Below are 24371 nucleotides of genomic sequence, written 5' to 3'. Positions count from 1 at the left end.
GTTTTCTCCTTGTCTATGACTGACTCGATTCCGCCGAAAGGGCCCGACGACGCCCCCAACGAGGGTGCAGGCAAACCAGAAGCGCTGGAAGTCACACAGCATGCGGATCATCCGCTTGAAGCTGAATTGCGTAACCCGCCCGCATCGGCATCGGCAGCTTCTGCGCCGGCCGGCGGCTGGGAGCGTGAGGTACTCGAAAAAGTACTGATGGCAACGGTCCGTGAGCAGCGCGCCGCGCGCCGCTGGCGCATCTTTTTCCGCTTCGTGGCTCTGGGCCTGATCGGAGTGCTTATTTATGCGTTCGCCAGCTTGGAGGGCGAAACCGTCAGCACGGGCCGCCACACAGCGATTGTCACGCTCGAGGGCGAAATTGCGGCGAACACAAACGCCAGCGCCGAAAACATCAACGCATCCTTGCAGGCCGCGTTTGCAGATGACAACACCGTCGGTGTGATCCTGAAGATCAATTCGCCGGGCGGCTCGCCGGTGCAGGCGGGCATGATCAACGATGAAATCCGCCGTCTTCGCGCCAAATACAAGAAGATTCCGCTGTACGTCGTCGTGGAAGAAATGTGCGCGTCAGGCGGTTACTACGTGGCTGCCGCTGCTGACAGGATTTACGTCGACAAGGCCAGCATCGTCGGTTCCATCGGCGTGCTGATGGACGGCTTCGGCTTTACTGGTCTGATGGACAAAGTGGGCGTGGAGCGCCGCCTGCTCACCGCCGGTTCGAACAAGGGAATGCTCGATCCGTTCTCACCCGTGTCGCCCCAGCAGAAACAGTATGCGCAGGAGATGCTGGACCAGGTGCATCAGCAGTTCATCGACGTGGTCAAGCAGGGCCGCGGCAACCGTCTGAAGGACGATCCCACGCTGTTCACTGGTTTGTTCTGGACGGGCGCCAAGGCGGTGGATCTGGGCCTGGCCGACGCGATCGGCAGTTCGGACCTTGTCGCGCGCAGCGTCATCAAGGCGCCGGACGTGGTGGACTACACCGTCAAGGAAAACTTCGCCTCGCGCGTGGCACGCAAGCTCGGCACGGCGATGGGCGCGGGCGCAGTCAAGGCGCTGGCCACTACGGGCCAGCTCAAGCTGCTGATGAAGGAGTAGAAGGGGCGGAGGCGCGCTATCGCGCTAGCAGCGAGAAAATCGCCGGCCGCTTGTGCAGGTTCATGCGGTCGGCGCGCCAGTCGCTCACGGGCAACGTGACAACCTGCTCGCTGGGCAGTGTCAGGTCCACTGCAATCGACAGCAGCGTACTCGGCGCGCAGGCGGCCTGAATGGCTTCGAGCAACGCGCCATTGCGGTAGGGCGTTTCAATGAATACCTGCGTTTGGGCGACTGAGCGTGAAAGCTGTTCCAGTGTGCGCAGCTTTGTCTTGCGCTCGGCCGCATCGACCGGCAGATAGCCGTTGAATGCAAAGCTCTGGCCGTTCAAGCCGGATGCCATCACCGCCAGCAGAATCGAACTCGGTCCCACCAGCGGCTTTACGCGCACGCCACGTCGGTGCGCGAGACGCACGAGATTTGCGCCCGGATCGGCCACCGCCGGCACCCCGGCTTCCGACATCAGTCCCGCGTCCTGGCCGGCAAGCACTGGCGCCAGCAGCGCTTCCAGTTCCGATTCCGGCGTTTTGACGTTCAGCTCGCGGATGGCGATTTCCTGCAGTGGATGCGCCAGCGGCGTAGTCTCGGCCAGCTTTTTCAGCAACGCGCGTGCGGTCTTGGCGTGCTCGGCGACAAAGTAATCGAGTCGCGCAGTGATCTGCTGCACGCCGGCAGGAATTACGTCAGGCAGCGGGTCGGCCGCATCGCGCGAGCCCAGCGTATTCGGAATGAGATAAAGCGTACCGGCCATGGTTCAGGCGAAGAGGGGGTAGTGAACGTTGCGCAGCATGCTGGTCAGCGCGATCAGCGGCAGACCCACCAGCGCGGTCGGGTCCGACGACTCCACGCGTTCGAGCAGGGCGATGCCCAGGCCTTCCGATTTGGCGCTCCCGGCAACGTCGTACGGGTGTTCCAGATGCAGATAGGCGTCCAATTCCTCATCGGAAAGGTCGCGGAAGGTGGCCAGCGTGCGGATGTCCTCGCTCTGGTGTCGCCCTGTCCGGCCATCGTGCAGGCACAGCGCGGAGTGAAATGTGACGGTGCGTCCACGCATCCAGTGCAGTTGCGCCAGTGCGCGGGGGTGGTCGCCCGGTTTGCCGACCTGCTTGCCGTCCAGTGTGGCGACCTGATCGGAGCCGATTACCAGCGCGCCGGGATGGCCTGCTGCGACCTTCTCTGCCTTCTGCCGAGCCAGGCGCAGAGCGGTCTGGTCGGGCGACTCGTCCGGGGCGGGGGTCTCGTCAATGTCCGGTACCACGATCTCAAACGGCAGGCGCAGGCGTTCCAGCAATTCCCGCCGATATGGCGAGCTGGAGGCAAGAATCAGTGGCGGACGCGATGCAGAAGTCATAAGTGCTTGAAGATGCAGTGGATTTTGAGCAAAACCTTTTGACGCCACAGGTTTCTGCCCGCTATAATCCCGCGTTTCGCGGTTTGGCCGCGCAGTGTCGCAAACCGTGCGCCCAGGCGCAAGGTGTCAGGCGCTGCAAGGCGGGTCCATCCGGTTCGCGCATCAACAGCAACGCGTTTAGTGGGTTCGATTCGTGGATTTTCGTGCATTCGATCTTTTCGCGTTCATTCGCGCGGGTGAGCCGGCAAGCGGCACGGTCTATTTGACCGATATGCCTCGTCTGCTGTCCGAGCAAGCCGTCGACGCCCCGGCTGACGCCAACACGCAATTTCGTTGGCAGCTGCAGGGTGTGGCGCGCGAGGAGGCCACCGCCGGCCAGTTGCCGCGTCAGCGGCTCTTCGTGGATCTGGAAGTGGATGGCGCCATCTGGCTGCAATGTCAGCGGTGCCTCAAAGCTTACGAGCAGCCTCTGCCGGTGCGCGCGCGTCTGGAAGTCGTGCGCTCGGAAGCCGATGCCGATGCCGCCCCGCTGGATGACGATGAGGCTGATGTCATCGTTGGCTCGCGCAGCTTCGATCTGATCACGCAGATCGAAGATGAGCTGTTGCTGGCGTTGCCGGTGTCGCCGCGTCATGCAGTCTGCCCGGATGAGATGTTGCCGGAAGAGGCTGAAGCTGAAAAGAAGCCGTCGCCGTTCGCGGTGCTGGCCAACCTTAAGACCAAACATTAGGCGTGCGCGGATATTGCGCGCGCTGATGGCAGTACGTTTCACACGCCTACCGGAATGGCTACGCTCCGGCTCCGTGTGATGTGATAAAATCGATTAAATTGCTTAGGAGTCAGTCATGGCTGTTCAACAAAACAAGAAGTCGCCGTCCAAGCGCGGCATGCATCGTTCGCACGATTTCCTGACGACGGCCCCGATCGCTGTCGAGCCGACCACCGGCGAAGTGCACCTGCGTCACCACGTGAGCCCGAACGGCTACTATCGTGGCCGCAAGGTTGTGAAGACCAAGAACGACTGATGCGTTTTGCCAGTTTTCTGGCAAGCGTGTTGGGTTGGTCTGAACGCACAGGTTCATGATGCAAGCGAAAAAGCGGCAAGCCAATTTGCCGCTTTTTTGTTGAGTGAAATTCGGCTATGCGTGTACGGGTTTGTGTACCATACGCGCGCCAACGGCCGGAGCCGCACGTGAAACCGCAACTCAGACTCGCATGACCATCAAGCTTGCCATCGACTGCATGGGTGGCGATCACGGCGTTGGCGTGACAATCCCTGCAGCGATCCATTTTCTCGCCGTACACGAAGACGTCGAAATGCTGCTCGTCGGGCAGCCCGATGCCATCGCGGCGCAGCTCAAGCGACTTCACGCCACCGCGAACCCGCGCGTCCACGTCGTCCCCGCCTCCGAGGTGGTGTCGATGGACGATCCGGTCGAGGTCGCGCTGCGTAAGAAGAAAGATTCTTCAATGCGCGTGGCCATCAATCAACTCAAGGAAGGCGCCGCTCAGGCGTGCGTTTCCGCCGGCAACACCGGCGCGTTGATGGCCGTGTCGCGTTACGTTCTCAAGACGCTGGACGGCATTGACCGCCCGGCAATTGCCACCGCCATCCCGAACGAGAAAGGTGCCGGCACGACCGTGCTGGATCTTGGTGCCAACGCCGACTGCGAGCCCGAGCACCTGCTGCAGTTTGCGCAGATGGCCTCGGCGATGGTGTCGGTGGTCGAGCAGAAGCCGCGTCCAACGGTCGGTCTGCTCAACATTGGCGAAGAAGTCATCAAGGGCAACGAGGTCGTTAAGCAGGCAGGTGAGCTGCTGCGCGCCTCCGATCTCAACTTCTTCGGCAACGTTGAAGGCAACGACATCTTCAAGGGCACGACCGACATCGTTGTCTGCGACGGCTTTGTCGGCAACGTGGCGCTCAAGAGCACCGAAGGACTGGCCAAGATGATCGGTGAGATGCTGCGCCAGGAATTCAGCCGCTCGTGGTTCACCAAGTTGCTCGCTGTCGTGGCGCTGCCGGTGCTAACGCGTTTCAAACGGCGCGTTGATCATCGGCGCTACAATGGCGCCGCGCTGCTCGGTCTGCGTGGGCTGGTCATCAAAAGTCACGGCTCGGCCGACGCCTACGCGTTCGAATGGGCCATCAAGCGTGCCTACGACGCCGCGGCCAACGGCGTGATCGCCCGCATTGCGCAGGCGTTCGAATCGCACCATGACGCAGCGGGCGCTGCGCCGGTCTCCACTTCCGCTCCGGCCGCCGACGCTGCTTGAACGCGTCGCCTCCGAGTCAGATTTCACCCCACCGCACATGACACGTTTCGCAAGGATCATCGGTACGGGCAGCTACCTGCCGCCCAAGCGGGTCACCAATGACGAACTGGCGGCCCAGTTGGCCGAGAAGGGTATCGAGACGAGCGACGAATGGATCGTCTCGCGCAGCGGCATTCGGGCGCGTCATTTCGCCGAGCCGGATGTCACGTGCAGCGACCTCGCCGTGAGGGCGGCCGAGCGCGCGATCGAAGCCGCCGGCATCGATCGCTCCGAACTCGACCTGATCCTGGTGGCGACGTCCACGCCGGATTTCGTGTTCCCGAGCACGGCGTGCCTGGTGCAGCAAAAGCTCGGCATCACCAACGGGTGCGCCGCGTTCGACGTGCAGGCCGTGTGTTCCGGCTTCGTCTACGCGCTGGCAACCGCCGACAAATTTATCCGCTCGGGTGCCTATCGCAACGTGCTGGTGATTGGCTCCGAGGTCTTCTCGCGCATCATCGATTTCAGCGATCGCACCACTTGTGTGCTGTTTGGCGATGGCGCTGGCGCCGTGGTGCTGCAGGCTTCTGACGAGCCGGGCATCCTGTCGACTGCGCTCCATGCTGACGGCAGCCACGCCAACATCCTGTGCGTGCCGGGCAACGTGGCCGCGGGTGCAATCCAGGGCAGCGCCTTCCTGTACATGGATGGTCAGGCTGTCTTCAAGCTGGCCGTCACGGTGCTCGACAAGGTTGCCCGTGAAGCACTGGCAGCGGCGGAACTCGATGCCTCGCAAGTCGACTGGTTGATCCCCCACCAGGCGAACATCCGCATCATGCAGGGCACGACCAAGAAGTTGGGCCTCTCGAACGAGCGCCTGATCGTGACCGTCGATGAGCATGGCAACACGTCGGCTGCCTCGATTCCCCTGGCGCTCGATGTTGCTGTGCGCGACGGCCGCATCCAGCGCGGCCAGCATGTGATGCTCGAGGGCGTGGGCGGCGGCTTCACCTGGGGCGCCGCGCTGCTGCGCTTCTGATTGACGAATTTCCAGAACGAACAATACGAGCCATGACATTCGCTTTCGTCTTCCCCGGCCAGGGTTCGCAATCGGTCGGCATGCTCAATGCGTTTGCCGGTCATCCGGCCGTGGCCGCCACGCTGGCCGAGGCGTCCGACGCGCTGGGCCAGGACATCGGCAAGCTGATTGCCGAAGGCCCGGCTGAAGAGCTGAACCTGACGACCAATACGCAACCCGTCATGCTGACGGCGGCAGTTGCCGTCTATCGTGCATGGCAAGCTGCCGGCGGCCCGACGCCGACCGTCGTGGCTGGGCATAGCCTTGGCGAGTATTCGGCGCTTGTCGCCGCGGGCGCCATCGCGTTCCAAGACGCTGTACCGTTGGTGCGTTTCCGCGCCAAGGCGATGCAGGAAGCTGTGCCGGTGGGCGAGGGCGGTATGGCTGCGATCCTCGGCCTGTCGGACGATGACGTGCGCGCCGCATGCGCGGAAGCTTCGGTCGCAGGCGTCGTCGAAGCCGTGAACTTCAACGCGCCGGCCCAGGTGGTGATCGCCGGTGCCAAGGCGGCCGTCGAGAAGGCTTGCGAAATCGCCAAGGCCAAGGGTGCCAAGCGCGCGCTGCCGCTGCCGGTGTCGGCGCCGTTTCACTCGTCGCTGCTCAAGCCGGCGTCGGATCGTCTGCGGGAGTATCTCGCCAACGTGGCCGTCACCACCCCGGTGATCCCCGTCATCAATAACGTGGACGTTGCTGTCGTGAGCGACCCGGCGGCCATCAAGGATGCGCTGGTGCGCCAGGCAGCATCGCCGGTGCGCTGGGTTGAGACCATCCAGAAGATGAAGGGTGACGGCATTACCCGCGTGGTCGAATGCGGCCCGGGCAAGGTGCTGGCCGGTCTGGTCAAGCGTATCGATGGGGAGATCGTCGGTGACGCGATCTTCGATCCGGCGTCGCTGGAAGCCGTGCTGGGTCAACTCAAATAATCAACGGGATTCGTATGACCCAAGCATTGAATAATCAGGTTGCGCTCGTTACCGGTGCCTCGCGCGGCATCGGCCGTGCCATCGCGCTGGAACTGGCCCGCCAGGGTGCGACGGTGGTCGGTACGGCCACGTCGGAAGCCGGAGCGCAAGCCATCACGGCTTACTTTGCCGAAGCCGGCGTAAAGGGCGCAGGCGTGGTGCTCAACGTGAATGACGCCGCGCGCTGCGAGGCCGTCATCGACGAAACCATCAAGACGTACGGTGGCCTGAACATCCTCGTCAACAATGCCGGCATCACCCAGGACAACCTGGCGATGCGCATGAAGGACGACGAATGGGTGTCGGTCATCGATACGAACCTCTCTGCCGTGTTCCGCCTGTCGCGTGCCGTACTGCGCCCGATGATGAAGGTCCGCGGCGGTCGAATCATCAACATCACTTCGGTGGTGGGCTCCGCCGGCAACCCGGGTCAGGCGAACTACGCCGCGGCCAAGGCTGGTGTGGAAGGTATGGCCCGCGCGCTGGCACGAGAGATCGGTAGCCGTAACATCACGGTCAACTGCATCGCCCCGGGCTTTATCGATACCGACATGACCAAGGTCCTGTCGGAAGAGCAACATACTGCGCTGAAGGCGCAGATTCCGCTGGGCCGCCTGGGCGCGCCCGAGGATATCGCCAACGCAGTTGCCTTCCTGGCGTCACCGGCGGCGGGCTACATTACAGGCTCGACGCTGCACGTCAACGGCGGCATGTACATGGGATAAGGAAGCCGTCCCGGCGGCGGGTGTGCGGGGCTTTGCGCATGCGCAGAATCCTGTGCGATCGCTGATTTAAATGGCTTTTAGCATCATGTTGGGCGCATTTTTTGCATGGATTCCGGAGCGGTTTTTCACCGCGCAAACCTGCTAGAATGCGCGCACTTTTTGTCGAATACTTCCCTGGAGGGTTAAATGGACAACATCGACGCACGCGTTAAGAAGATCGTTGCTGAGCAACTCGGCGTAGCCGAAGCAGACATCAAGAACGAATCGTCGTTCGTGAACGATCTGGGCGCGGATTCGCTCGATACGGTTGAGCTGGTGATGGCTCTGGAAGACGAGTTCGGTATGGAAATCCCGGACGAAGAAGCCGAGAAGATCACCACGGTGCAGCAAGCCATCGATTACGCGACCGCCCACGTCAAGGCGTAAGCGTCAATCGATCTCTTGACATCGCGGGCCACAGAAGGGGCGGTTGTCCGGTTTGACCGGGTGGCGCGTTTTCTGTGGCCTTTGTCGCTGATACAGAGTTGCAGGAAAGCATAGTGAGCCGTCGTCGCGTAGTCGTAACCGGCCTGGGGCTGGTCTCTCCAGTAGGGAACTCGGTCGCCGAGGGGTGGGCCAATCTGGTCGCCGGCAAGTCGGGGATCGCTACCATCACCAAATTCGATCCGTCGAACCTGGCCGTGCATTTCGCGGGCGAGGTGAAGGGTTTCAACGCAGAGGATTACATCCCTGCGAAGGAAGCCCGCAACATGGATACCTTCATCCACTATGGCATCGCTGCCGGCGTGCAAGCGTTGAAGGACAGCGGGCTGGAAGTGACCGAAGCCAATGCCGAGCGCATCGGTGTGCTGGTCGGCTCCGGTATCGGCGGTCTGCCGATGATCGAAGATACGCACCAGACCTACGTCGATCGTGGCCCGCGCCGGATTTCGCCGTTCTTTGTGCCGGGTTCGATCATCAACATGATCTCCGGCCATCTGAGCATCATGTTCGGTTTGAAGGGGCCGAACCTGGCGGCCGTCACGGCTTGCACGACCGGTCTGCACAGCATTGGTCTGGCTGCGCGCCTGATCCAGGCCGGCGATGCTGACGCGATGGTTGCCGGCGGTGCCGAATCGACCGTGTCGCCGCTGGGCATCGGCGGCTTTGTCGCAGCCCGCGCGCTGTCTACGCGCAATGAGGATCCGGCCACTGCGTCGCGCCCCTGGGACAAAGACCGCGACGGTTTTGTGCTGGGCGAAGGTGCTGGCGTGATGGTGCTGGAAGAGTACGAGTCGGCCAAGGCGCGCGGTGCCACGATCTACGCGGAAATCGCTGGCTTCGGCATGAGCGGCGACGCCTTCCACATGACAGCGCCGAACATGGACGGCCCGCGTCGTTGCATGCTGAACGCACTGCGCGACGCAGGCATGAACGCGGATCAAGTCCATTATCTGAACGCGCACGGTACGTCTACGCCGCTGGGCGACAAGAACGAATCCGAAGCCATCAAGGCGGCTTTTGGCGATCATGCCAGCAAGGTTGTCGTGAATTCCACCAAGTCCATGACCGGACACTTGCTGGGCGGCGCGGGCGGGCTGGAATCGGTGTTCACGGTGCTGGCGCTGCACCATCAGGTATCGCCGCCGACCATCAACATCTTCAACCAGGATCCCGAGTGCGATCTCGATTACTGCGCCAACACCGCGCGTGACATGAAGATCGACGTGGCCGTGAAAAACAACTTCGGCTTCGGTGGGACGAACGGTACGCTGGTGTTCAAGCGCCCGTAAGGCGGAGCGGCTCGTAGCCTCACGGCGCGAGCGGCTTCGTTGTTGCCTTGGTCGTCCAGAATATTGTTTTCCCAGCGTCGTACCGGCGGTTGTGCGCGATCAGTCGATGCGGAATGGTGGCCCTTGTCTGCACAGTTGTGTTCTGGGCGATCAAAACGTGGGGCGCCGCGTTGCCGTTGGCTACCTGGGCGGTCATCAGCGGGCTGGCGATGGCTGCCAGCCTTCCTTTAATAGTGAATCGTTCGCCGCTCGCAATGGAACTGATGTGGCGCGCTCGTCTCAAAGAAGACGGAGAACCGGGCCAAGCCTCTTGGCAGGTTCGGTTGAAAGCGCCACAAGCTGTCCGAAATGCGCCTTTGCTATGGTCATGGCCGCTCGGCGAGCGTGTCTTGATCCTTGGGGTCGTGCGTCATGGATGGTGTCCGCAGATTTTTGTGCTGATGCCTCCGTGGTATTCGGCCGGGACGCTACGTCGTATGCGAAGTCTGTTACGCCTGGGGCCGCCGCGGGTGGTTTCCCAGGCGTCCGGTGTGTCGTAGGTAAAATACAACGTTTCCAAGTCACAAAAATTCAAGGCGATACACTGCAGGTGAAGAATCCGTGAGCGAACGCGAAGCCGACCAGATCCTCGTCGAGCGCGTCCAGCAAGGCGACAAGCGAGCGTTTGAACTGCTGGTGGTCAAGTACCATCGGAAGATCATTCGGCTCGTCTCGCGCCTGATCCGTGACCCGGCCGAAGTCGAGGATGTGGCACAGGATGCCTTTATCAAGGCCTACCGTGCGTTGCCCCAGTTCCGGGGGGAATCCGCGTTCTATACGTGGCTGTATCGCATCGCCGTCAACACGGCCAAGAATTACCTGGCGACTCAGGGCCGGCGCCCGGAATCGTCCAGCGACATCGATACCGAAGAGGCTGAAACTTTTGCCGACGGTGAGCTACTAAGGGATATCAATACGCCGGACTCCATGCTGCACACCAAGCAGGTGGCCGAAACGGTCAACCGCGCAATGGAAGCGCTGCCCGAAGAATTGCGTACCGCAATCACACTCCGGGAGATCGAGGGTCTGAGCTATGAGGAAATCGCCGAAGCGATGGAATGCCCGATCGGCACAGTCCGATCCCGCATTTTCCGGGCGCGGGAGGCGATTGCCGAGAAATTGCGCCCCCTGCTGGGAACAGTGGAGGGCAAACGGTGGTAGCCAGCCGATATGACAAGCCGGCGGCCGCATGCGGCTGCAAACGGTGAAACCTCGGGAAGTCTTCTCTCGGATCGTTGATTGGACGTTGGAGTTTTTGGGGTCGGGAAATGGGTCAGGCTCAATTGCAAACGGCAGAAGCGGAGTTCGCACAACGCATCTCTGCCTTGATGGACGGTGAGGTTGCGGCGCACGAAGTGCCGGCTGCCGTGGAACTCGCCAAGGAAGGCGAGGGTGTGGCGCATTGGCGAGAATATCAACTGATCGGCGACGTGCTCCGGTCAGAAGATCTGCTGAACACGCATTCCTCTGAAGATTTCCTCCGCCGGTTCTCGGCCAAGCTCGACGCCGAGCCTCATCTGCTGGTACCGGCTGTAGCGCAGCGTGCGAAAACCCAAGAGAGGCACCGTTTCCTGGTCAGCCCCGCTTGGGTCCGACGGATCATGCCTACAACCGCAGTGGCGGCGGCAGTGGCGGCCGTTAGCTGGGTCGTCGTTCCGCAACTGCGCGGTCCTGCGGATGGTGCGGAAGGCTCTCCCGCACTGGTCGCCAAGGCGACGCAAGGTGCCGGCGCGCAGGCGCTAACTGTGGCGGCAGCTGACAATACGCCGATGATCCGCGACGCCCGGCTGGACGAATACCTGAGCGCCCACAGGCAATCTGCGACCAACGGGATGGTAGTTCCGTATCTGCGCGCAGTGGCCAATGGGGTGGCGAACACCCAGGACTCCAATCAGGAATAATGCGGGCATCCATGTCGAAGGTGTGGCACCCCGTTGCCGGGGCAGGCGCCCGCAAGCTGCAGGCCGTTCGTCGGTCGGTTTTTCTTCTTCTGTGTGTTTCGGCGCTGGCGACAGCTGCTCAGCCACAGCCTGATCCCATGCCGCGCAAGGAGGCTGCCTCCTGGCTGGCGAAAATCCATCGCGCGGCGCTCAAGCAGAACTATGTCGGCACGCTCACGTATCAGCGTGGCACCGGCATGCACTCCACCCGCATTCAGCATTACGCTGATCTTTTCAATAACGAGTACGAGCGCGTCGAAGCGCTGGACGGCAAGCAGCGCGAAACGCTGCGCCAGAATGACGTCGTGCGGAACCTGATTTACGACGTCAAACTCGTGGTGACAGAGAAGCAGGAACACAAGGACAGCTTCCCCGCGCTGCTCGCCACCACCAATGGCGATGTGCTCGACCAGTACGACATGCGGCACCTGCCGACCGAGCGCGTCGCGGGCATGGATTGCGAAGTCTTCCAGCTTGATCCGAAGGACGGCTACCGCTACGCCTACCGCATCTGGGCGGAGCGCAACAGTGGTTTGCTGATGCGCGCCCAGACCATCGGTGAAGATGGCAAGGTGCTTGAACAGGTTGCCTTCTCGCAAGTCGAGTTGGGTGTGCCGTCGGAGAAACAGAGGATCGTCGCTGCGTTCAAGAACCTGAACGGGTGGAATCAATACGAGATCGTGACGCAGCCGACCAATCTGGCCGAGCAAGGCTGGACGATCGGCAACCCCGTCAAGGGCTTCCAGAAGATCCGCGAGGTGCGCCGTCCGCTGGGCGATATTGCGCCGGCCGGCAAGAGCAGTTCCGGCTTCGAGGTCCAGCAGGTCGTGTTTAGTGACGGGTTGGCAGGGCTGTCGCTCTTTATCGAGCCGGTATCGGAAAAGCGCACCCGCCGCGAAGGCTTCATCTCGCAAGGCGCTACACATGTGATGGTGCGACGTGTTGCCGATTTCTGGTTGACGATCGTAGGCGAAGTCCCGTTTGCAACCATCAAGCAGTTTGGCGCAGCGGTCGACTACAAGCCGGTGTCTGCCAACGCAACCAACAGGCCGGCCAGCGCGCCGCAGTAGCCGCAGAGCTGGCATCTGTCTTGGGTGCGCGGCGTTGCTGCGCAGTGCCATTTCTCTATCTGTCCTTGTTCCGGGGAGCTTTCATGTGTACCGCTCGATCCATTTACGCCTTGCGTCTGCTATGCGTTGCCGCTGCTGTGGCGGTTGGGAGCGCGCTGGTGCCGGCCCACGCGCAGAATGCCACGGGCAGCGTGGCCACGGCCACGTATGGCCTGCCCGATTTTGCCGATCTGGTCGAGAAGGTGAGCCCCGCCGTCGTCAACATCCGCACGACCGAAAAGGTCCGTATGCAGCAGGGTGGTCCGAATGATGACGACATGGCTGAATTTTTCCGCCGCTTCTTCGGTGTACCGATGCCGGGCATGCCCGGGCAGGGCCAGAAGCGCCGCAACGCGCCGCCGCAACAGGAAGAGGAACAGAGCCGCGGCGTTGGTTCCGGCTTCATCATCTCGGGCGACGGCTACATCCTGACCAACGCGCATGTGGTGGAAGGCGCGGAAACCATCTACGTCACGCTGATCGACAAACGCGAGTACAAAGCCAAGCTGATCGGCCTGGACAAACGCACCGATGTGGCCCTCGTCAAGGTCGAAGCGAGTGCTCTGCCGAGCCTGAAGCTGGGCGATTCCGACAAGGTGCGCGTGGGCGAGTGGGTGCTCGCGATCGGTTCTCCGTTTGGCCTGGACAATACGGTTACGGCGGGCATTGTGTCGGCCAAGGGGCGCGATACAGGCGACTATCTGCCGTTCATTCAATCCGACGTGGCCGTCAACCCAGGCAACTCGGGCGGCCCGCTGATCAACCTGCGCGGCGAGGTGATCGGCATCAACAACCAGATCTACAGCCAAAGCGGCGGCTACATGGGCATCTCGTTCTCGATCCCGATCGACGAGGCGATGCGAGTGGCTGAGCAGTTGAAGGCGACGGGACGCGTGACACGCGGCCGCATCGGTGTGGCAATCGACAACGTGCCGAAGGATGCAGCGGAGTCGCTGGGTCTGGGCCGTGCGCGTGGCGCCTATGTCGGCAATGTCGAATCGGGCGGTCCGGCGGACAAGGCAGGCATCGAGGCCGGTGACATCGTCTTGAAGTACAACGGCCGCGATGTCGAGAAGGCGGGTGACTTGCAGCGCCAGGTTGGCGAGACCAAGCCGGGAACGCGCGCCACCGTGCAGGTCTGGCGCAAGGGCGCAACGCGCGATCTGGCCGTGACGGTCGCCGAGTTGCAGGCCGACACGAAGGTGGCGCAGCGTACCAAGGGCGCGCAGCCCGATAACAGCCAGCAGGGCCCGGGCAAGCCGAACGCGCTGGGGCTCGTGGTGGCTGACTTGTCCGACGGCGCGCGTCGCGAGTTCAAGACCAAGAGTGGCGTTGAAGTGCAGGTCTCTGAAGGGCCGGCGGCGCGTGTCGGCATTCGACCGGGCGACCTGATCCTGCGTGTCGGTGATACCGATGTCACCAACGCAAAACAGTTCAACGAGGTGGTTGCCAAGCTTGATAAGAACCGCATGGTTGCGGTGTTCGTCCGCCGTGGCGATGCCACCCAGGTGGTGACGCTGCGCCCGAGCGCCGCCCGTTCGGGTGGTGGTCAGTGATCCAACTGACGCTCTACGGCCGCACGTACTGCCATTTGTGCGAGGACATGAAGAACGCGCTGGAGTTGCTCCGGCGCGGTTTTTCTTTTGTGCTGCACGAAGTGGACGTCGACAGCGATCCGGCGCTGGAAGCGCGGTTTGACGAGTTGGTGCCGGTGCTGATGACGGGCGCTCCGGAAACCTCACCGGAAGATGCGCGTGAGCTGTGCCACTACTTTCTCGATGTGCCGGCCGTGCAGGCGTGGCTCGCAGCGCAGACTGTGCACAACTGACGCGACGCCGCTGCCGCAAAAAGAGGCGCGGGGAGCCCTCTGAAATCCGGTAAAATCGCCTGTTAGCGCCGATTTTTGCACTGCACGATTGTTGTGCTGCAACTTCGGCTTTGAACCCAATACCTCCCGCCGACGCCGCCAACGCGCGCCGGCCATGCCGGACCCGCCTCGCGCGCCCGGCAGACGCGCCCGGGATGGGCGCTTTTCGACGCATTCGATGGACAATATCCGTAATTTCTCGATCATCGCCCACATCGACCACGGCAAATCGACGCTGGCCGATCGCATCATCCAGTTGTGTGGCGGGCTCTCCGACCGCGAGATGGAAGCCCAGGTGCTGGACTCGATGGACATCGAGAAGGAGCGCGGTATCACGATCAAGGCGCAGACCGCCGCGTTGTCCTACAAGGCGCGGGATGGCAAGGTCTATAACCTCAACCTGATCGACACCCCGGGGCACGTCGACTTCAGCTACGAAGTCAGCCGCTCGCTGTCCGCGTGCGAAGGCGCTCTGCTGGTGGTCGATGCTTCCCAGGGTGTGGAAGCGCAAACCGTCGCCAACTGTTACACCGCCATTGAGCTGGGCGTGGAAGTGGTGCCGGTGCTCAACAAGATTGACTTGCCTGCGGCCGATCCGGACAACGCGATTCAGGAAATCGAAGACGTCATCGGCATCGACGCTGCCGACGCGACGCGCTGCTCCGCCAAGACCGGCGAGGGCGTGGCCGACGTGCTGGAAGCGCTGATCGCCAAAGTACCGGCGCCGAAGGGCGACCCGGCGGCGCCGCTGCAAGCGCTGATCATCGACTCGTGGTTCGACAACTACGTCGGCGTGGTGATGCTGGTGCGCGTAGTGAACGGTACCCTGCGCGCCAAGGACAAAGTCCTGCTGATGGCGACCGGTGCGCAGCACTTGGTGGAACAGGTGGGCGTGTTCTCGCCGAAGTCGGTGCCGCGTGAGTCGTTGTCGGCAGGGCAGGTCGGCTTCGTCATCGCCGGCATCAAGGAGCTGAAGGCCGCCAAGGTGGGTGACACCATCACCCACGTCGCGCCCCGCAAGGCCGAAGCGCCGCTGCCGGGCTTCAAGGAGGTCAAGCCGCAGGTGTTTGCCGGTCTGTATCCGGTGGAAGCCAATCAGTACGAAGCGCTGCGTGAATCGCTCGAAAAGCTCAAGCTCAATGACGCGTCGCTGCAATACGAGCCGGAAGTGTCGCAGGCGCTGGGCTTCGGCTTCCGCTGCGGCTTCCTGGGTCTGCTGCACATGGAGATCGTGCAGGAGCGCCTGGAGCGCGAGTTCGACATGGACCTGATCACCACTGCGCCGACGGTGGTCTATCAGGTGCAACTGCGCGACGGCACGATGGTGCAGGTGGAGAACCCCGCCAAGATGCCGGCGGACCCGAGCAAGATCGAGGCGATTCTCGAGCCGATCGTCACGGTCAATCTATACATGCCGCAGGATTATGTGGGCGCCGTGATCACGCTGTGCGAGCAGAAGCGCGGCTCGCAGATCAACATGAGCTACCACGGCCGCCAAGTCCAGTTGACGTACGAAATCCCGATGGGCGAGATTGTGCTGGACTTCTTTGATCGGCTGAAATCCGTCTCGCGCGGTTATGCGTCGATGGACTACGAGTTCAAGGAATACCGCGTGTCGGACGTGGTCAAGGTCGACATCCTTATCAACGGCGACAAGGTCGATGCGCTGTCCATCATCGTCCACCGTTCGAACAGCACGTACCGTGGCCGTGAAGTGGCCGCCAAGATGCGAGAGATCATTCCGCGCCAGATGTACGACGTGGCGATCCAGGCTGCCATTGGCGCCAACGTGATTGCCCGCGAGAACGTCAAGGCGCTGCGCAAGAACGTGCTGGCCAAGTGCTACGGCGGTGATATCTCGCGCAAGAAGAAGCTCCTCGAAAAGCAGAAAGAGGGCAAGAAGCGCATGAAGCAGGTGGGTACCGTTGAAATTCCGCAAGAGGCCTTCCTGGCCATCCTGCGCGTCGAAGAAAAATAATCCAGACATCGCTCGGACGATCTCTCATCCATGAACTTCGCCCTGATTCTGTTTGTTCTCGTCGTCCTCACTGGTATCGCGTGGGTGGCTGACAAGCTCGTGTTCCAGCGCCAGCGTCAGGCGGCTGCGGCCACGGCGCTGGCTGAATTCGACGCTCGCGCGCAGGTGCAGGCGCAGTACGGCGGTGGCGGCGACATCGGTGCCGCGCGTTTGCAACTGGCTGAAGACAAGTTGCGCCAGCCGTGGTGGCTCGAGTACACCGCCAGCTTCTTCCCGGTGATCGCCGCGGTGTTCCTGCTGCGCTCGTTCGTGATCGAGCCGTTCAAGATTCCGTCGGGATCGATGATTCCGACGCTGCAGATCGGCGATTTCATCCTGGTCAACAAGTACACGTATGGCATTCGTTTGCCGATCGTGAACAAGAAGATCGTCGAACTCAATCAACCGCAACGTGGCGACGTGATGGTCTTTCGCTATCCGAAAGACGAGTCGATGGACTACATCAAGCGCGTGATCGGCGTGCCCGGCGACGTGGTGAAGTATGACAACAAGCGCCTGACCGTGAACGGCCAGCCGGCAACCTACGCGCCGCAGTCCGATTACCTTGATGGCGAGCGCCTGACGTACTCGAAGCAGTACCAGGAGACGCTGGGGAACGTGACGCACAACATCCTGAACGATGCCGACCGCCCGGCTTATGTCTCCGGTCCGGATGATTTTCCGTTCCGCGAAAACTGCACTTACAATCAGACCGGCTTCACCTGCAAGGTACCTGCAGGTCACTATTTTATGATGGGCGATAATCGTGACAACAGCGCGGACTCCCGCTATTGGGGCTTCGTGCCGGACAAGAACATCGTCGGGAAAGCGTTCTTCATCTGGATGAACCTGGGTGACCTGAAGCGGATCGGTGGTTTCCATTGATCCCGTAAGTGAAGCAAAAATCTCTTATTGAAACTCGGCAATTGCAAAACGGGGGAAATGCAATGCGGATTCGTCAGGCCGGTCTGAAACGCCCGTCGCGCGGGATTACGATGTTTGGCATGCTGATCGGCATCATCGTGCTGATTACGTTTGTGCTGCCGGCCATTCGGTCTGTGCCGAGCCTGATGGAATACCAGGCCATCACACGTGCCGTTAAGCAGGCGCGCGAGCGTGCGAGCACGCGCGAAGAGGTGGCCAGCGCCTTTGACAAGCAAGCCGCGATCGATGACATCACTTCGATCAAGGGTGAAGATCTGGAAGTGCTGGACGGCGGTGGCTCCATCCAGGCGGTGCGTTTCTCGTACAAGCGCGAGATCCCGTTGTATGGCCCCTTCGGTCTGGTGATCACCTATTCGGGGACCCAGCGTTGACATGAGTTTGGATGCGCTACAGCAACGTCTTGGCTACCGCTTCAGCAAACCGGAGTTGCTGCAGCAGGCGCTCACCCATCGCAGCCACAGCGCGATGCATAACGAGCGCCTGGAATTTCTTGGCGATTCGATCCTGAATTGCGCCGTCGCCGACATGCTCTACGGCATGTTCGGCAAGCTGGATGAGGGCGATCTGTCGCGCGTGCGGGCCAATCTGGTCAAGCAACAGGCGCTGTACGAGATCGCGCAGATGCTGCAGTTGCCCGATGCCCTGCGTTTGGGCGAAGGCGAGTTGAAAAGCGGCGGTTTCCGCCGCCCATCTATCCTGGCCGATGCGCTGGAAGCGATTTTCGGGGCGGTGTTTCTCGACGGTGGCTTCGATGCAGCCCGCACGCTGATTCGCAAGCTGTACATCCCCATCCTCGAGCAGGTGGACCCGCGCACGCTCGGCAAGGACGCCAAGACGCTGTTGCAGGAGTACCTCCAAGGTCACAAGATCGCGTTGCCGCTGTACACGGTGGTGGCCACCCACGGCGCGGCGCATAATCAGCAATTCGAGGTCGAGTGCTCGATTCCCAAGCTGGAGATTCGCGTCTCCGGCAGCGGGGCATCGCGGCGCGCGGCCGAACAATCGGCGGCCAAGCTGGCCCTGGATGAAGCGCATCGCCTGGTGCCGCAGCTCGTCAAGCGCAGCCGCGCCGAGCGCACCGGCAAGACGCGCAAGCAGGCCACGCCGCCCGATCCGCAGTTGTCTCTCAGGTTGAAGGAATAATCAGGTAAATGAGCGACACCCCATTGCAGCCTCCGCAGCCAGAATCTGGCGTGCCGGAGGGGTTCCGCTGCGGCATGGTCGCCATTGTTGGGCGGCCGAACGTCGGCAAATCCACGCTGATGAACGCCCTCGTGGGCCAGAAAGTCAGCATCACATCGCGCAAGGCGCAGACCACGCGCCACCGCATCACCGGCATTCAGACGACGGATGACGCGCAGTTCGTCTTCGTCGATACGCCGGGCTTCCAGACGCGTCACGCCACCGCGCTGAACCGGTCGCTGAACCGCGCGGTCACGTCCACGCTCACGTCGGTGGATGCCGTGTTGTTCGTGGTCGAAGCCGGCCGCTATGGCCCGGACGACGAGAAGGTGCTCTCGCTGCTGCCGCGCGAGACGCCCGTGATCCTGATCGTCAATAAGGTCGACCGGCTCGATGCGTACACGCGCGCCGAGATGGTCGCCGTGTTCCTGCAGGACATGGCACAGGTGTTTCCGTTTGCCGAAATCGTGCCGATGTCGGCCAAGAATCGCGACGACATCGACCGCTTGCTCGGCATCGTGCGCCCGTACCTGCCGGAAGGCGAACCGATGTACGACCCGGAAGCGCTGACCGATCGCAGCGAGCGCTTCCTGGCCGCCGAAATTGTTCGTGAGAAGGTCTTCCGCTGGACTGGCGACGAGTTACCGTATTCCAGCACCGTCATCGTCGACAAATTCGAAACCGAAGGTCGCCTGCGCCGCGTGTTCGTGACCATTCTGGTCGATCGCGATGCCCACAAGGCGATGATCATCGGTGCGAAGGGCGCCAAGCTCAAGCAGATCTCCACCGAAGCCCGCATGGACATGGAAAAGCTGTTCGACGGCAAGGTGTATCTGGAGGTTTGGATCAAGGTCAAGAGCGGTTGGGCCGACAACGAAGCCGGCCTGCGCGCCTACGGCTACGAATAACCACATAGCCGGGCCACTCTACACACGTTCGATGGCGGGACGATCCGATCCGATTCCGGACGAGGCCGCGGAATGGCTGGCCGAGGAGGGCGTTGCCGGCGCCGCGCCGCGCAGGAGCTTTCCTGCCGGGCGTTCCGAAACACGTGTTGCTGCGCAGCCGGCCTTCGTGCTGCACAGTTATCCGTATCGGGAAACCAGCCTCATCATCGACGTCTTCACGCCGGACTACGGGCGCATGGCGCTGGTCGCCAAGGGGGCCAAGCGCCCGCATTCGGCGTTGCGTGCGGTGTTGCAGACGTTCCAGCCGCTGTCGTTGTCCTGGAGCGGGCGCGGCGATGTGCGCACGCTGACCCGGGCTGAGTGGGTCGGCGGCATGCTGCCGCTGGGCGGGGACGGGCTGCTATCCGGTTTCTATCTGAACGAACTGCTCGTCAAGTTCGTCGCTCGCGAAGACGGCCACCCGGTACTGTTCGCGCACTACGTCGAAACACTCAATAAGCTTGCCCATGGCGAGCCGGCGGCCTTCACGCTGCGCGCGTTCGAACGCGTGCTGCTGCGTGAGACTGGCTTTGCCGCGCAGCTCGATCGCTGTATCGATGGGGAGCCCGTGCAGGCCGACGCAGAATACGTCTATCACCCTGAGCGCGGCATCCGACGGACGCTGCCCAGCGACCCATCGTCCTGGCCTGTGTTGCGCGGCCAGACGCTGATCGACATGGAACACGACGACTACGCCTCGCGCCCCACGACCGCGCAGCAAAGCCGCAGCCTGATGCGTTTCCTGCTGCATTATCATTTGCATGGCACGCCGCTTTCGACGCGCCAGATCCTGATCGACTTGCAGAAACTATGATCTTTCATGCCTCGCCGGGAATCATCGACCTGGGCATCAATATTGACCACGTCGCCACGCTGCGCAACGCGCGCGGCACCACCTACCCGGACCCGATCGCCGCGGCGCTGCTGGCTGAAGAGGCCGGCGCCGATCTCATCACCCTGCACCTGCGCGAAGATCGCCGCCACATCAAGGACGCCGATGTGCGCGCGCTGCGGCCGCAGCTGCGCACGCGCATGAACCTGGAGTGCGCCGTCACGCAGGAGATGCTCGACATCGCGTGCGATATCGGCCCGCAGGACGTCTGCCTCGTGCCCGAGCGCCGTCAGGAAGTGACCACCGAAGGCGGCCTGGACGTGGTGGGCGGTTTTGCCAAGGTGCAAGCCGCGTGCAAGCAACTGGCCGACGCGGGCATCCGCGTGTCGCTGTTCATCGATCCGGATGCGGCGCAGATCGAGGCGGCCGCCGCTGCCGGTGCGCCCGTCATCGAACTGCACACGGGCCGCTATGCCGAAGCGACCGACGATGCCGAGCTGCGGGCGGAACTCGTCCGCATCGAGACCGCGGTGGAAGAGGGCATCCGCTGGGGCGTGCGTGTGAATGCCGGTCACGGACTCCACTACACGAACGTGCAGCCGATTGCCGCCATCGCAGGCATTCACGAACTCAACATCGGCCACGCCGTCGTTGCGCATGCGGTGTTTGCCGGCTGGCAGAATGCGGTGCGCGAGATGAAGGCGATCATGGTTGCGTCGCGGCTGTCGTCCACGACCCCGGCGGCCGCACACCCGGGCGTGCCTGTATGAGCGGACGGGGCGCAGCCGCCTCGGTGTCCGGTGCGATTTACGGCATCGGCACCGACATCATCCAGATCGAGCGCGTCGAAGGCGTGATGCAGCGGACCAACGGCCGCTTCGCCGAAAAGGTGCTGGGCCCCGAAGAGCTGCGCGTCTACCATGCCCGCAAGGCGCGCTCTGAGCGGCGGGGCCTTGCGTTTCTTGCCACGCGCTTTGCCGCCAAGGAAGCCGTGTCCAAGGCCATCGGCCTGGGCATGCGCTGGCCGATGACGTGGCGTGCGGTACAGACGCTGAACTTGCCATCCGGCCAACCGGTGGTGCGCTACAGCGGTGAACTGGCCGACTGGATCGCGCAGCATGGCCTTCATATCCAGATCAGTGTGACGGACGAGCGCGACTACGCAGTCGCCTTCGCCGTTGCCGAGTTGCAAACCAAATCCTCCGCATGACTCAAACCAAGAAGCAGAAGCGTCCAGGCCCGATCGTTCTGGATGTTGCCGGCCTGGAACTCGGCCTCGACGATGTTCGACGCATTGCCCATCCATTGACGGGCGGCGTGATCCTGTTTGCCCGCAACTTTGAATCGCGCGCGCAGTTGACGGCGCTCACGCAAGCCATTCGCGCCATTCGTAATGACGTGCTGATTTGCATCGACCACGAAGGCGGTCGCGTGCAGCGCGCCAAGACCGACGGTTTCACGCACCTGCCCGCCATGGGCGCGCTGGGCAAGCTATGGGACGCCGATGTGCTGGCCGCCACGCGCGCTGCCACCGCCTGCGGCTACGTGCTGGCCGCTGAACTGAGGGCGTGCGATATCGACCTCAGCTTCACGCCCGTGCTCGATCTCGACTACGGCAGCAGCAGCGTGATCGGCGATCGCGCATTCCATCGCGACCCGCGCGTGGTCACGATGCTCGCCAACCATCTGACGCTGGGCCTGCGCCTGGCTGGCATGTCCAACTGCGGCAAGCATTTCCCCGGTCACGGCTACGTCCAAGCGGATTCGCACGTCGCCGTGCCGGTGGACGAGCGTCCGCTGGAGGCCATCCTCGCTGACGACGCGCAGCCTTACGGCTGGATGGGCATCGGCCTGCAATCCGTGATGCCGGCGCACGTGATTTATTCAGCGGTCGATCCGAACCCGGCAGGCTTCTCTCGCTTCTGGCTGCAGGACATGCTGCGCGCGCATTTCAACTTTGACGGCGTGATCTTCAGCGATGACCTGAGCATGGAAGGCGCGAGCGTTGCCGGCACGGTGGTCGACGGTGCGCGAGCAGCGCTCACGGCCGGCTGCGACATGGTGCTGATCTGTAATGCGCCGGACAAGGCCGATCAATTGCTCGGCGAGCTGGACGTGTCGATGGGCAAGGCATCGCAGCGGCGCGTGCGCCGGCTGTTTGGCGGCCGGGCCGAGAAGGACTGGGCCAAGTTGCAGCAGCAATCGGCCTACAAGCAGGCGCTGCGTACGTTGCGCGAGGCGAAACTCATCGCGTAGCGCCAAAACGCAAAAACGCGATCGCAAAAGAAAAGGCTCCCGAGGGAGCCTTTCTGCTTGCTGCGACGCCAGCTCTTACTTGGCGCGGCTGCGGTACTCGTCGGTACGCGTGTCGATTTCGATCTTCTCGCCGATGTTGCAGAACAGCGGGACCATGATCGTGAATTCTTCGTTGTCGTTGATGCGAGCCGCCTTCAGAACCTTACCCGACGACGTGTCGCCCTTGACAGCCGGTTCGGTGTAGACGATTTCGCGGACAACCGTGGTCGGCAGTTCCACCGAGATGGCGTTCTCGTTGTAGAACGTCACTTCGACCTTCATGCCGTCTTGCAGGTAGTTCAACGCGCTGCCCATGGCGGCGGGCTCAACGTTGTATTGTTCGTAGGTGACCGGATCCATGAACACGTACATCGTGCCGTCGAAGTAGGAGTACTCGGCTTCCTTCTTCTCCAGGATGACCTGGTCCATCTTGTCGTCGGCGTTGAACACCGACTCGCCGCCTGCGCCGGTCAGCAGGTTCTTGTACTTCATCTTGACGACGGCGCCTGAACGGCCCGAACGGCTGTACTCGGTCTTGAGCACGACCATTGCGTCGTTGCCGATCATGAACACGTTGCCAGCGCGAAGTTCTTGCGCGATTTTCAAAGCCATTTCACATTTCCTGAGAGTAAGAGGGTTCGATGCGCGCCAAGCAACGAAGCACCGCGCGATACCCTCCGGGCCGCGCGAACCAGGTCAGAGCCGGGGGTCGCATACAGATCAGCCCGCTATTTTACCTGTTTTTCGCAAAATGCCACCAGATTCGCGGCGAGATCGCCTAGTTGCATCAAGCTTTGCTCCCAAGTGACGGCCCGTGCGCGCAGGCGAGGCGCGGCGGCTGCAAAGTCCGTCCAGTTGAGTGGCGCTGGCGCACCATTCCAGGCGTGCCAGAAGGCGATAAGCGCCTTGGCGTCGGCCTCTGCCAGAGCGGGGGTATAGCGAGCCAGAAAGGCGTCCAGTTTCGCGAGGTGTACGTCGTCGCTTTGGGGGTAGATGTGCCAGACAAACGGTTTCAGCGCCCATTGGGCACGCACGAACGAGTCTTCACCGCGCACGAAATTGATGTCGCATGCCCAGAGCAGCGGGTCGTAGTGCTCTTGCGGCACGAAAGGCACGACCGCCACGCTCAGGTTGCCGCGCGCCCATCGCGCGCCGGTTCTGGCGGCGTCGGCGTCGCCGAATAGCTCGGCGATCTGTCTGGCGGCCAGGCCCTCCGGTACCAGGCAGATCACCGGTTGGGGTGAGACTTCCCATTGGGCGGCCAGCGTTGGCAGCGCCGGGTTGGCATAGGCGAACAGGCTGACGCGCAGGGCGTCAGGGTTGTCGCGCATCAGGTCGTCGACTCCGAGTCGGTGCCATAAGGCCTGGTGGGCGGCGGGGCTTACCTCGAACGTCTTGCGTTGCGCGCCAAGATGCGACTCCCTCAGTACGCCGCCGGTGTTGCGTGCAAAACCGGGGAAGAAGAAGTGCTTGACGAGCGGCAGTCGCAGATGTGGCGACTGCATCGCGTGATGTTCGGCAACCCAGTCCTCGGCGCTCAGGTATTCCAGGTTGATCCAAACCGGCGCCGGGCCTTGGGATGCCTGCTGGGCCATGAGCGTCTGTAGGGGCTCCGGGACAGCGCATGCGAAGGCGCCAATCACCACGTCATGCAGCGCGGGATGTGCGTCGGTGGCTAGGAGGCTGGCAGCCTGGGCGTCGTCAGCCCAGTGGCGAATATCCACGCCCGAGACGCGCTGCGCATCGGCCTCTGCGTCGACAGCGGGGCAGATCTTTTCGAACGAACGGAGATCGTCCACCCACAGACGGACGGTGTGGCCGTGCTCCTGTACAAGCTGTCGAGCCAAGCGCCAGCAGACGCCAATGTCGCCATAGTTGTCGACGACGCGGCAGAAAAGATCCCAGGATGTGATGGTGCGCATGCAGGAAGGCGAGTCGGGCAGCGAA

27 protein-coding genes are annotated in these 24371 nt (G+C 62.4%); 23 read left to right on the top strand and 4 right to left on the bottom strand.

Going from position 1 to position 24371, the window contains the following annotated elements:
• Nucleotides 1-15: 15 nt before the first annotated feature.
• Complete coding sequence (locus CFE42_RS03295; RefSeq protein WP_004635669.1) at nucleotides 16-1110, top strand: S49 family peptidase; 1095 nt, start codon at nucleotides 16-18, stop codon at nucleotides 1108-1110.
• A gap of 16 nt (nucleotides 1111-1126) precedes the next feature.
• Here the strand turns inward: CFE42_RS03295 and CFE42_RS03290 are convergent, their stop codons facing one another.
• Together CFE42_RS03290 and CFE42_RS03285 are read right to left on the bottom strand one after the other, a co-directional pair.
• Complete coding sequence (locus CFE42_RS03290; RefSeq protein ID WP_004635664.1) at nucleotides 1127-1858, bottom strand: SAM-dependent methyltransferase; 732 nt, start codon at nucleotides 1856-1858, stop codon at nucleotides 1127-1129.
• 3 nt (nucleotides 1859-1861) lie between these two features.
• Nucleotides 1862-2458 carry a Maf-like protein gene (locus tag CFE42_RS03285; protein WP_004635662.1) on the bottom strand — a complete coding sequence of 199 codons (597 nt, stop codon included), beginning with the start codon at nucleotides 2456-2458 and terminating at the stop codon, nucleotides 1862-1864.
• A 193-nt stretch (nucleotides 2459-2651) separates the two neighbouring features.
• On the opposite strand from CFE42_RS03285, the gene CFE42_RS03280 reads away from it, so the two are divergent.
• The 22 genes from CFE42_RS03280 (at nucleotide 2652) to nagZ (ending at nucleotide 22385) form a co-directional block, all read left to right on the top strand.
• The gene (locus CFE42_RS03280; RefSeq protein ID WP_004635660.1) at nucleotides 2652-3188 is read left to right on the top strand and encodes a YceD family protein; all 537 of its coding nucleotides are present in this window, start codon (nucleotides 2652-2654) and stop codon (nucleotides 3186-3188) included.
• A gap of 115 nt (nucleotides 3189-3303) precedes the next feature.
• Nucleotides 3304-3483: a 50S ribosomal protein L32 gene (gene rpmF, locus CFE42_RS03275; RefSeq protein ID WP_003268823.1), complete on the top strand. Its 180-nt coding sequence runs from the start codon at nucleotides 3304-3306 to the stop codon at nucleotides 3481-3483.
• A gap of 190 nt (nucleotides 3484-3673) precedes the next feature.
• Nucleotides 3674-4735, top strand: a complete 1062-nt coding sequence (gene plsX, locus CFE42_RS03270; RefSeq protein WP_004635657.1) for a phosphate acyltransferase PlsX — start codon at nucleotides 3674-3676, stop codon at nucleotides 4733-4735.
• 37 nt (nucleotides 4736-4772) lie between these two features.
• On the top strand, nucleotides 4773-5753 hold the full coding sequence (locus CFE42_RS03265) for a beta-ketoacyl-ACP synthase III (RefSeq protein ID WP_004635655.1): 981 nt from the start codon (nucleotides 4773-4775) through the stop codon (nucleotides 5751-5753).
• Between the two features lie 32 nt (nucleotides 5754-5785).
• A complete protein-coding gene (gene fabD, locus CFE42_RS03260) occupies nucleotides 5786-6715 on the top strand; it encodes an ACP S-malonyltransferase (protein ID WP_004635653.1) in 930 nt (309 codons plus the stop codon).
• A 14-nt stretch (nucleotides 6716-6729) separates the two neighbouring features.
• Nucleotides 6730-7479, top strand: coding sequence for a 3-oxoacyl-ACP reductase FabG (fabG, locus tag CFE42_RS03255; protein ID WP_004635651.1), 750 nt, complete (start codon nucleotides 6730-6732; stop codon nucleotides 7477-7479).
• A 186-nt stretch (nucleotides 7480-7665) separates the two neighbouring features.
• Complete coding sequence (gene acpP / locus CFE42_RS03250; RefSeq protein ID WP_004635650.1) at nucleotides 7666-7905, top strand: acyl carrier protein; 240 nt, start codon at nucleotides 7666-7668, stop codon at nucleotides 7903-7905.
• A 113-nt stretch (nucleotides 7906-8018) separates the two neighbouring features.
• Complete coding sequence (fabF, locus tag CFE42_RS03245; RefSeq protein ID WP_004635648.1) at nucleotides 8019-9251, top strand: beta-ketoacyl-ACP synthase II; 1233 nt, start codon at nucleotides 8019-8021, stop codon at nucleotides 9249-9251.
• Nucleotides 9252-9851: 600 nt separating this feature from the next.
• Complete coding sequence (rpoE, locus tag CFE42_RS03240; RefSeq protein WP_004635646.1) at nucleotides 9852-10451, top strand: RNA polymerase sigma factor RpoE; 600 nt, start codon at nucleotides 9852-9854, stop codon at nucleotides 10449-10451.
• A 107-nt stretch (nucleotides 10452-10558) separates the two neighbouring features.
• The gene (locus CFE42_RS03235) at nucleotides 10559-11191 is read left to right on the top strand and encodes an RseA family anti-sigma factor (protein ID WP_004635644.1); all 633 of its coding nucleotides are present in this window, start codon (nucleotides 10559-10561) and stop codon (nucleotides 11189-11191) included.
• A gap of 11 nt (nucleotides 11192-11202) precedes the next feature.
• Complete coding sequence (locus CFE42_RS03230; RefSeq protein ID WP_037044927.1) at nucleotides 11203-12300, top strand: MucB/RseB C-terminal domain-containing protein; 1098 nt, start codon at nucleotides 11203-11205, stop codon at nucleotides 12298-12300.
• 83 nt (nucleotides 12301-12383) lie between these two features.
• Nucleotides 12384-13895: a DegQ family serine endoprotease gene (locus tag CFE42_RS03225; RefSeq protein ID WP_004635640.1), complete on the top strand. Its 1512-nt coding sequence runs from the start codon at nucleotides 12384-12386 to the stop codon at nucleotides 13893-13895.
• Nucleotides 13892-14167 (top strand): glutaredoxin family protein, encoded by a 276-nt coding sequence (locus tag CFE42_RS03220; protein ID WP_004635638.1) that lies wholly within the window; start codon nucleotides 13892-13894, stop codon nucleotides 14165-14167. Before CFE42_RS03225 ends, CFE42_RS03220 begins: the two co-directional genes overlap by 4 nt.
• Nucleotides 14168-14384: 217 nt before the next feature.
• A complete protein-coding gene (gene lepA / locus CFE42_RS03215) occupies nucleotides 14385-16184 on the top strand; it encodes a translation elongation factor 4 (protein WP_037044919.1) in 1800 nt (599 codons plus the stop codon).
• Between the two features lie 30 nt (nucleotides 16185-16214).
• Entirely contained in the window at nucleotides 16215-17108 is an 894-nt protein-coding gene (lepB, locus tag CFE42_RS03210; RefSeq protein ID WP_004635634.1) for a signal peptidase I, read from the top strand.
• A 62-nt stretch (nucleotides 17109-17170) separates the two neighbouring features.
• Nucleotides 17171-17539: a DUF4845 domain-containing protein gene (locus CFE42_RS03205; RefSeq protein WP_004635632.1), complete on the top strand. Its 369-nt coding sequence runs from the start codon at nucleotides 17171-17173 to the stop codon at nucleotides 17537-17539.
• A 1-nt stretch (nucleotide 17540) separates the two neighbouring features.
• Entirely contained in the window at nucleotides 17541-18311 is a 771-nt protein-coding gene (gene rnc, locus CFE42_RS03200) for a ribonuclease III (RefSeq protein WP_004635630.1), read from the top strand.
• Between the two features lie 8 nt (nucleotides 18312-18319).
• Nucleotides 18320-19258: a GTPase Era gene (gene era / locus CFE42_RS03195; protein ID WP_004635627.1), complete on the top strand. Its 939-nt coding sequence runs from the start codon at nucleotides 18320-18322 to the stop codon at nucleotides 19256-19258.
• Nucleotides 19259-19289: 31 nt separating this feature from the next.
• On the top strand, nucleotides 19290-20111 hold the full coding sequence (gene recO / locus CFE42_RS03190) for a DNA repair protein RecO (protein ID WP_004635614.1): 822 nt from the start codon (nucleotides 19290-19292) through the stop codon (nucleotides 20109-20111).
• The gene (gene pdxJ, locus CFE42_RS03185) at nucleotides 20108-20899 is read left to right on the top strand and encodes a pyridoxine 5'-phosphate synthase (protein ID WP_004635613.1); all 792 of its coding nucleotides are present in this window, start codon (nucleotides 20108-20110) and stop codon (nucleotides 20897-20899) included. Before recO ends, pdxJ begins: the two co-directional genes overlap by 4 nt.
• A complete protein-coding gene (acpS, locus tag CFE42_RS03180; RefSeq protein WP_004635612.1) occupies nucleotides 20896-21339 on the top strand; it encodes a holo-ACP synthase in 444 nt (147 codons plus the stop codon). The genes pdxJ and acpS overlap by 4 nt, the downstream gene beginning before the upstream one ends.
• Nucleotides 21336-22385, top strand: coding sequence for a beta-N-acetylhexosaminidase (gene nagZ / locus CFE42_RS03175; protein WP_004635611.1), 1050 nt, complete (start codon nucleotides 21336-21338; stop codon nucleotides 22383-22385). Before acpS ends, nagZ begins: the two co-directional genes overlap by 4 nt.
• A 75-nt stretch (nucleotides 22386-22460) precedes the next feature.
• Here nagZ and efp read toward each other — a convergent pair whose 3' ends face one another.
• Nucleotides 22461-23030 carry an elongation factor P gene (gene efp, locus CFE42_RS03170; protein ID WP_024542043.1) on the bottom strand — a complete coding sequence of 190 codons (570 nt, stop codon included), beginning with the start codon at nucleotides 23028-23030 and terminating at the stop codon, nucleotides 22461-22463.
• 122 nt (nucleotides 23031-23152) lie between these two features.
• On the bottom strand, nucleotides 23153-24346 hold the full coding sequence (gene earP, locus CFE42_RS03165) for an elongation factor P maturation arginine rhamnosyltransferase EarP (protein ID WP_004635608.1): 1194 nt from the start codon (nucleotides 24344-24346) through the stop codon (nucleotides 23153-23155).
• Nucleotides 24347-24371 lie beyond the last annotated feature (25 nt).

Origin of the sequence: Ralstonia sp. PBBBR1 (assembly GCF_002256165.1) — a bacterium.
Lineage (GTDB): Bacteria > Pseudomonadota > Gammaproteobacteria > Burkholderiales > Burkholderiaceae > Ralstonia > Ralstonia thomasii.
This window is presented reverse-complemented; position numbering and strand designations above follow the sequence as displayed.

Coding starts and splice junctions, on each gene's coding strand:
- CFE42_RS03295 (WP_004635669.1), top strand. CDS start 16: ATGACTGACTCGATTCCGCCGAAAGGGCCCGACGACGCCCCCAACGAG.
- CFE42_RS03290 (WP_004635664.1), bottom strand. CDS start 1,858: ATGGCCGGTACGCTTTATCTCATTCCGAATACGCTGGGCTCGCGCGAT.
- CFE42_RS03285 (WP_004635662.1), bottom strand. CDS start 2,458: ATGACTTCTGCATCGCGTCCGCCACTGATTCTTGCCTCCAGCTCGCCA.
- rpmF (WP_003268823.1), top strand. CDS start 3,304: ATGGCTGTTCAACAAAACAAGAAGTCGCCGTCCAAGCGCGGCATGCAT.
- plsX (WP_004635657.1), top strand. CDS start 3,674: ATGACCATCAAGCTTGCCATCGACTGCATGGGTGGCGATCACGGCGTT.
- CFE42_RS03265 (WP_004635655.1), top strand. CDS start 4,773: ATGACACGTTTCGCAAGGATCATCGGTACGGGCAGCTACCTGCCGCCC.
- fabD (WP_004635653.1), top strand. CDS start 5,786: ATGACATTCGCTTTCGTCTTCCCCGGCCAGGGTTCGCAATCGGTCGGC.
- fabG (WP_004635651.1), top strand. CDS start 6,730: ATGACCCAAGCATTGAATAATCAGGTTGCGCTCGTTACCGGTGCCTCG.
- acpP (WP_004635650.1), top strand. CDS start 7,666: ATGGACAACATCGACGCACGCGTTAAGAAGATCGTTGCTGAGCAACTC.
- CFE42_RS03235 (WP_004635644.1), top strand. CDS start 10,559: ATGGGTCAGGCTCAATTGCAAACGGCAGAAGCGGAGTTCGCACAACGC.
- CFE42_RS03230 (WP_037044927.1), top strand. CDS start 11,203: ATGTCGAAGGTGTGGCACCCCGTTGCCGGGGCAGGCGCCCGCAAGCTG.
- CFE42_RS03225 (WP_004635640.1), top strand. CDS start 12,384: ATGTGTACCGCTCGATCCATTTACGCCTTGCGTCTGCTATGCGTTGCC.
- lepA (WP_037044919.1), top strand. CDS start 14,385: ATGGACAATATCCGTAATTTCTCGATCATCGCCCACATCGACCACGGC.
- lepB (WP_004635634.1), top strand. CDS start 16,215: ATGAACTTCGCCCTGATTCTGTTTGTTCTCGTCGTCCTCACTGGTATC.
- CFE42_RS03205 (WP_004635632.1), top strand. CDS start 17,171: ATGCGGATTCGTCAGGCCGGTCTGAAACGCCCGTCGCGCGGGATTACG.
- rnc (WP_004635630.1), top strand. CDS start 17,541: ATGAGTTTGGATGCGCTACAGCAACGTCTTGGCTACCGCTTCAGCAAA.
- era (WP_004635627.1), top strand. CDS start 18,320: ATGAGCGACACCCCATTGCAGCCTCCGCAGCCAGAATCTGGCGTGCCG.
- recO (WP_004635614.1), top strand. CDS start 19,290: ATGGCGGGACGATCCGATCCGATTCCGGACGAGGCCGCGGAATGGCTG.
- pdxJ (WP_004635613.1), top strand. CDS start 20,108: ATGATCTTTCATGCCTCGCCGGGAATCATCGACCTGGGCATCAATATT.
- acpS (WP_004635612.1), top strand. CDS start 20,896: ATGAGCGGACGGGGCGCAGCCGCCTCGGTGTCCGGTGCGATTTACGGC.
- nagZ (WP_004635611.1), top strand. CDS start 21,336: ATGACTCAAACCAAGAAGCAGAAGCGTCCAGGCCCGATCGTTCTGGAT.
- earP (WP_004635608.1), bottom strand. CDS start 24,346: ATGCGCACCATCACATCCTGGGATCTTTTCTGCCGCGTCGTCGACAAC.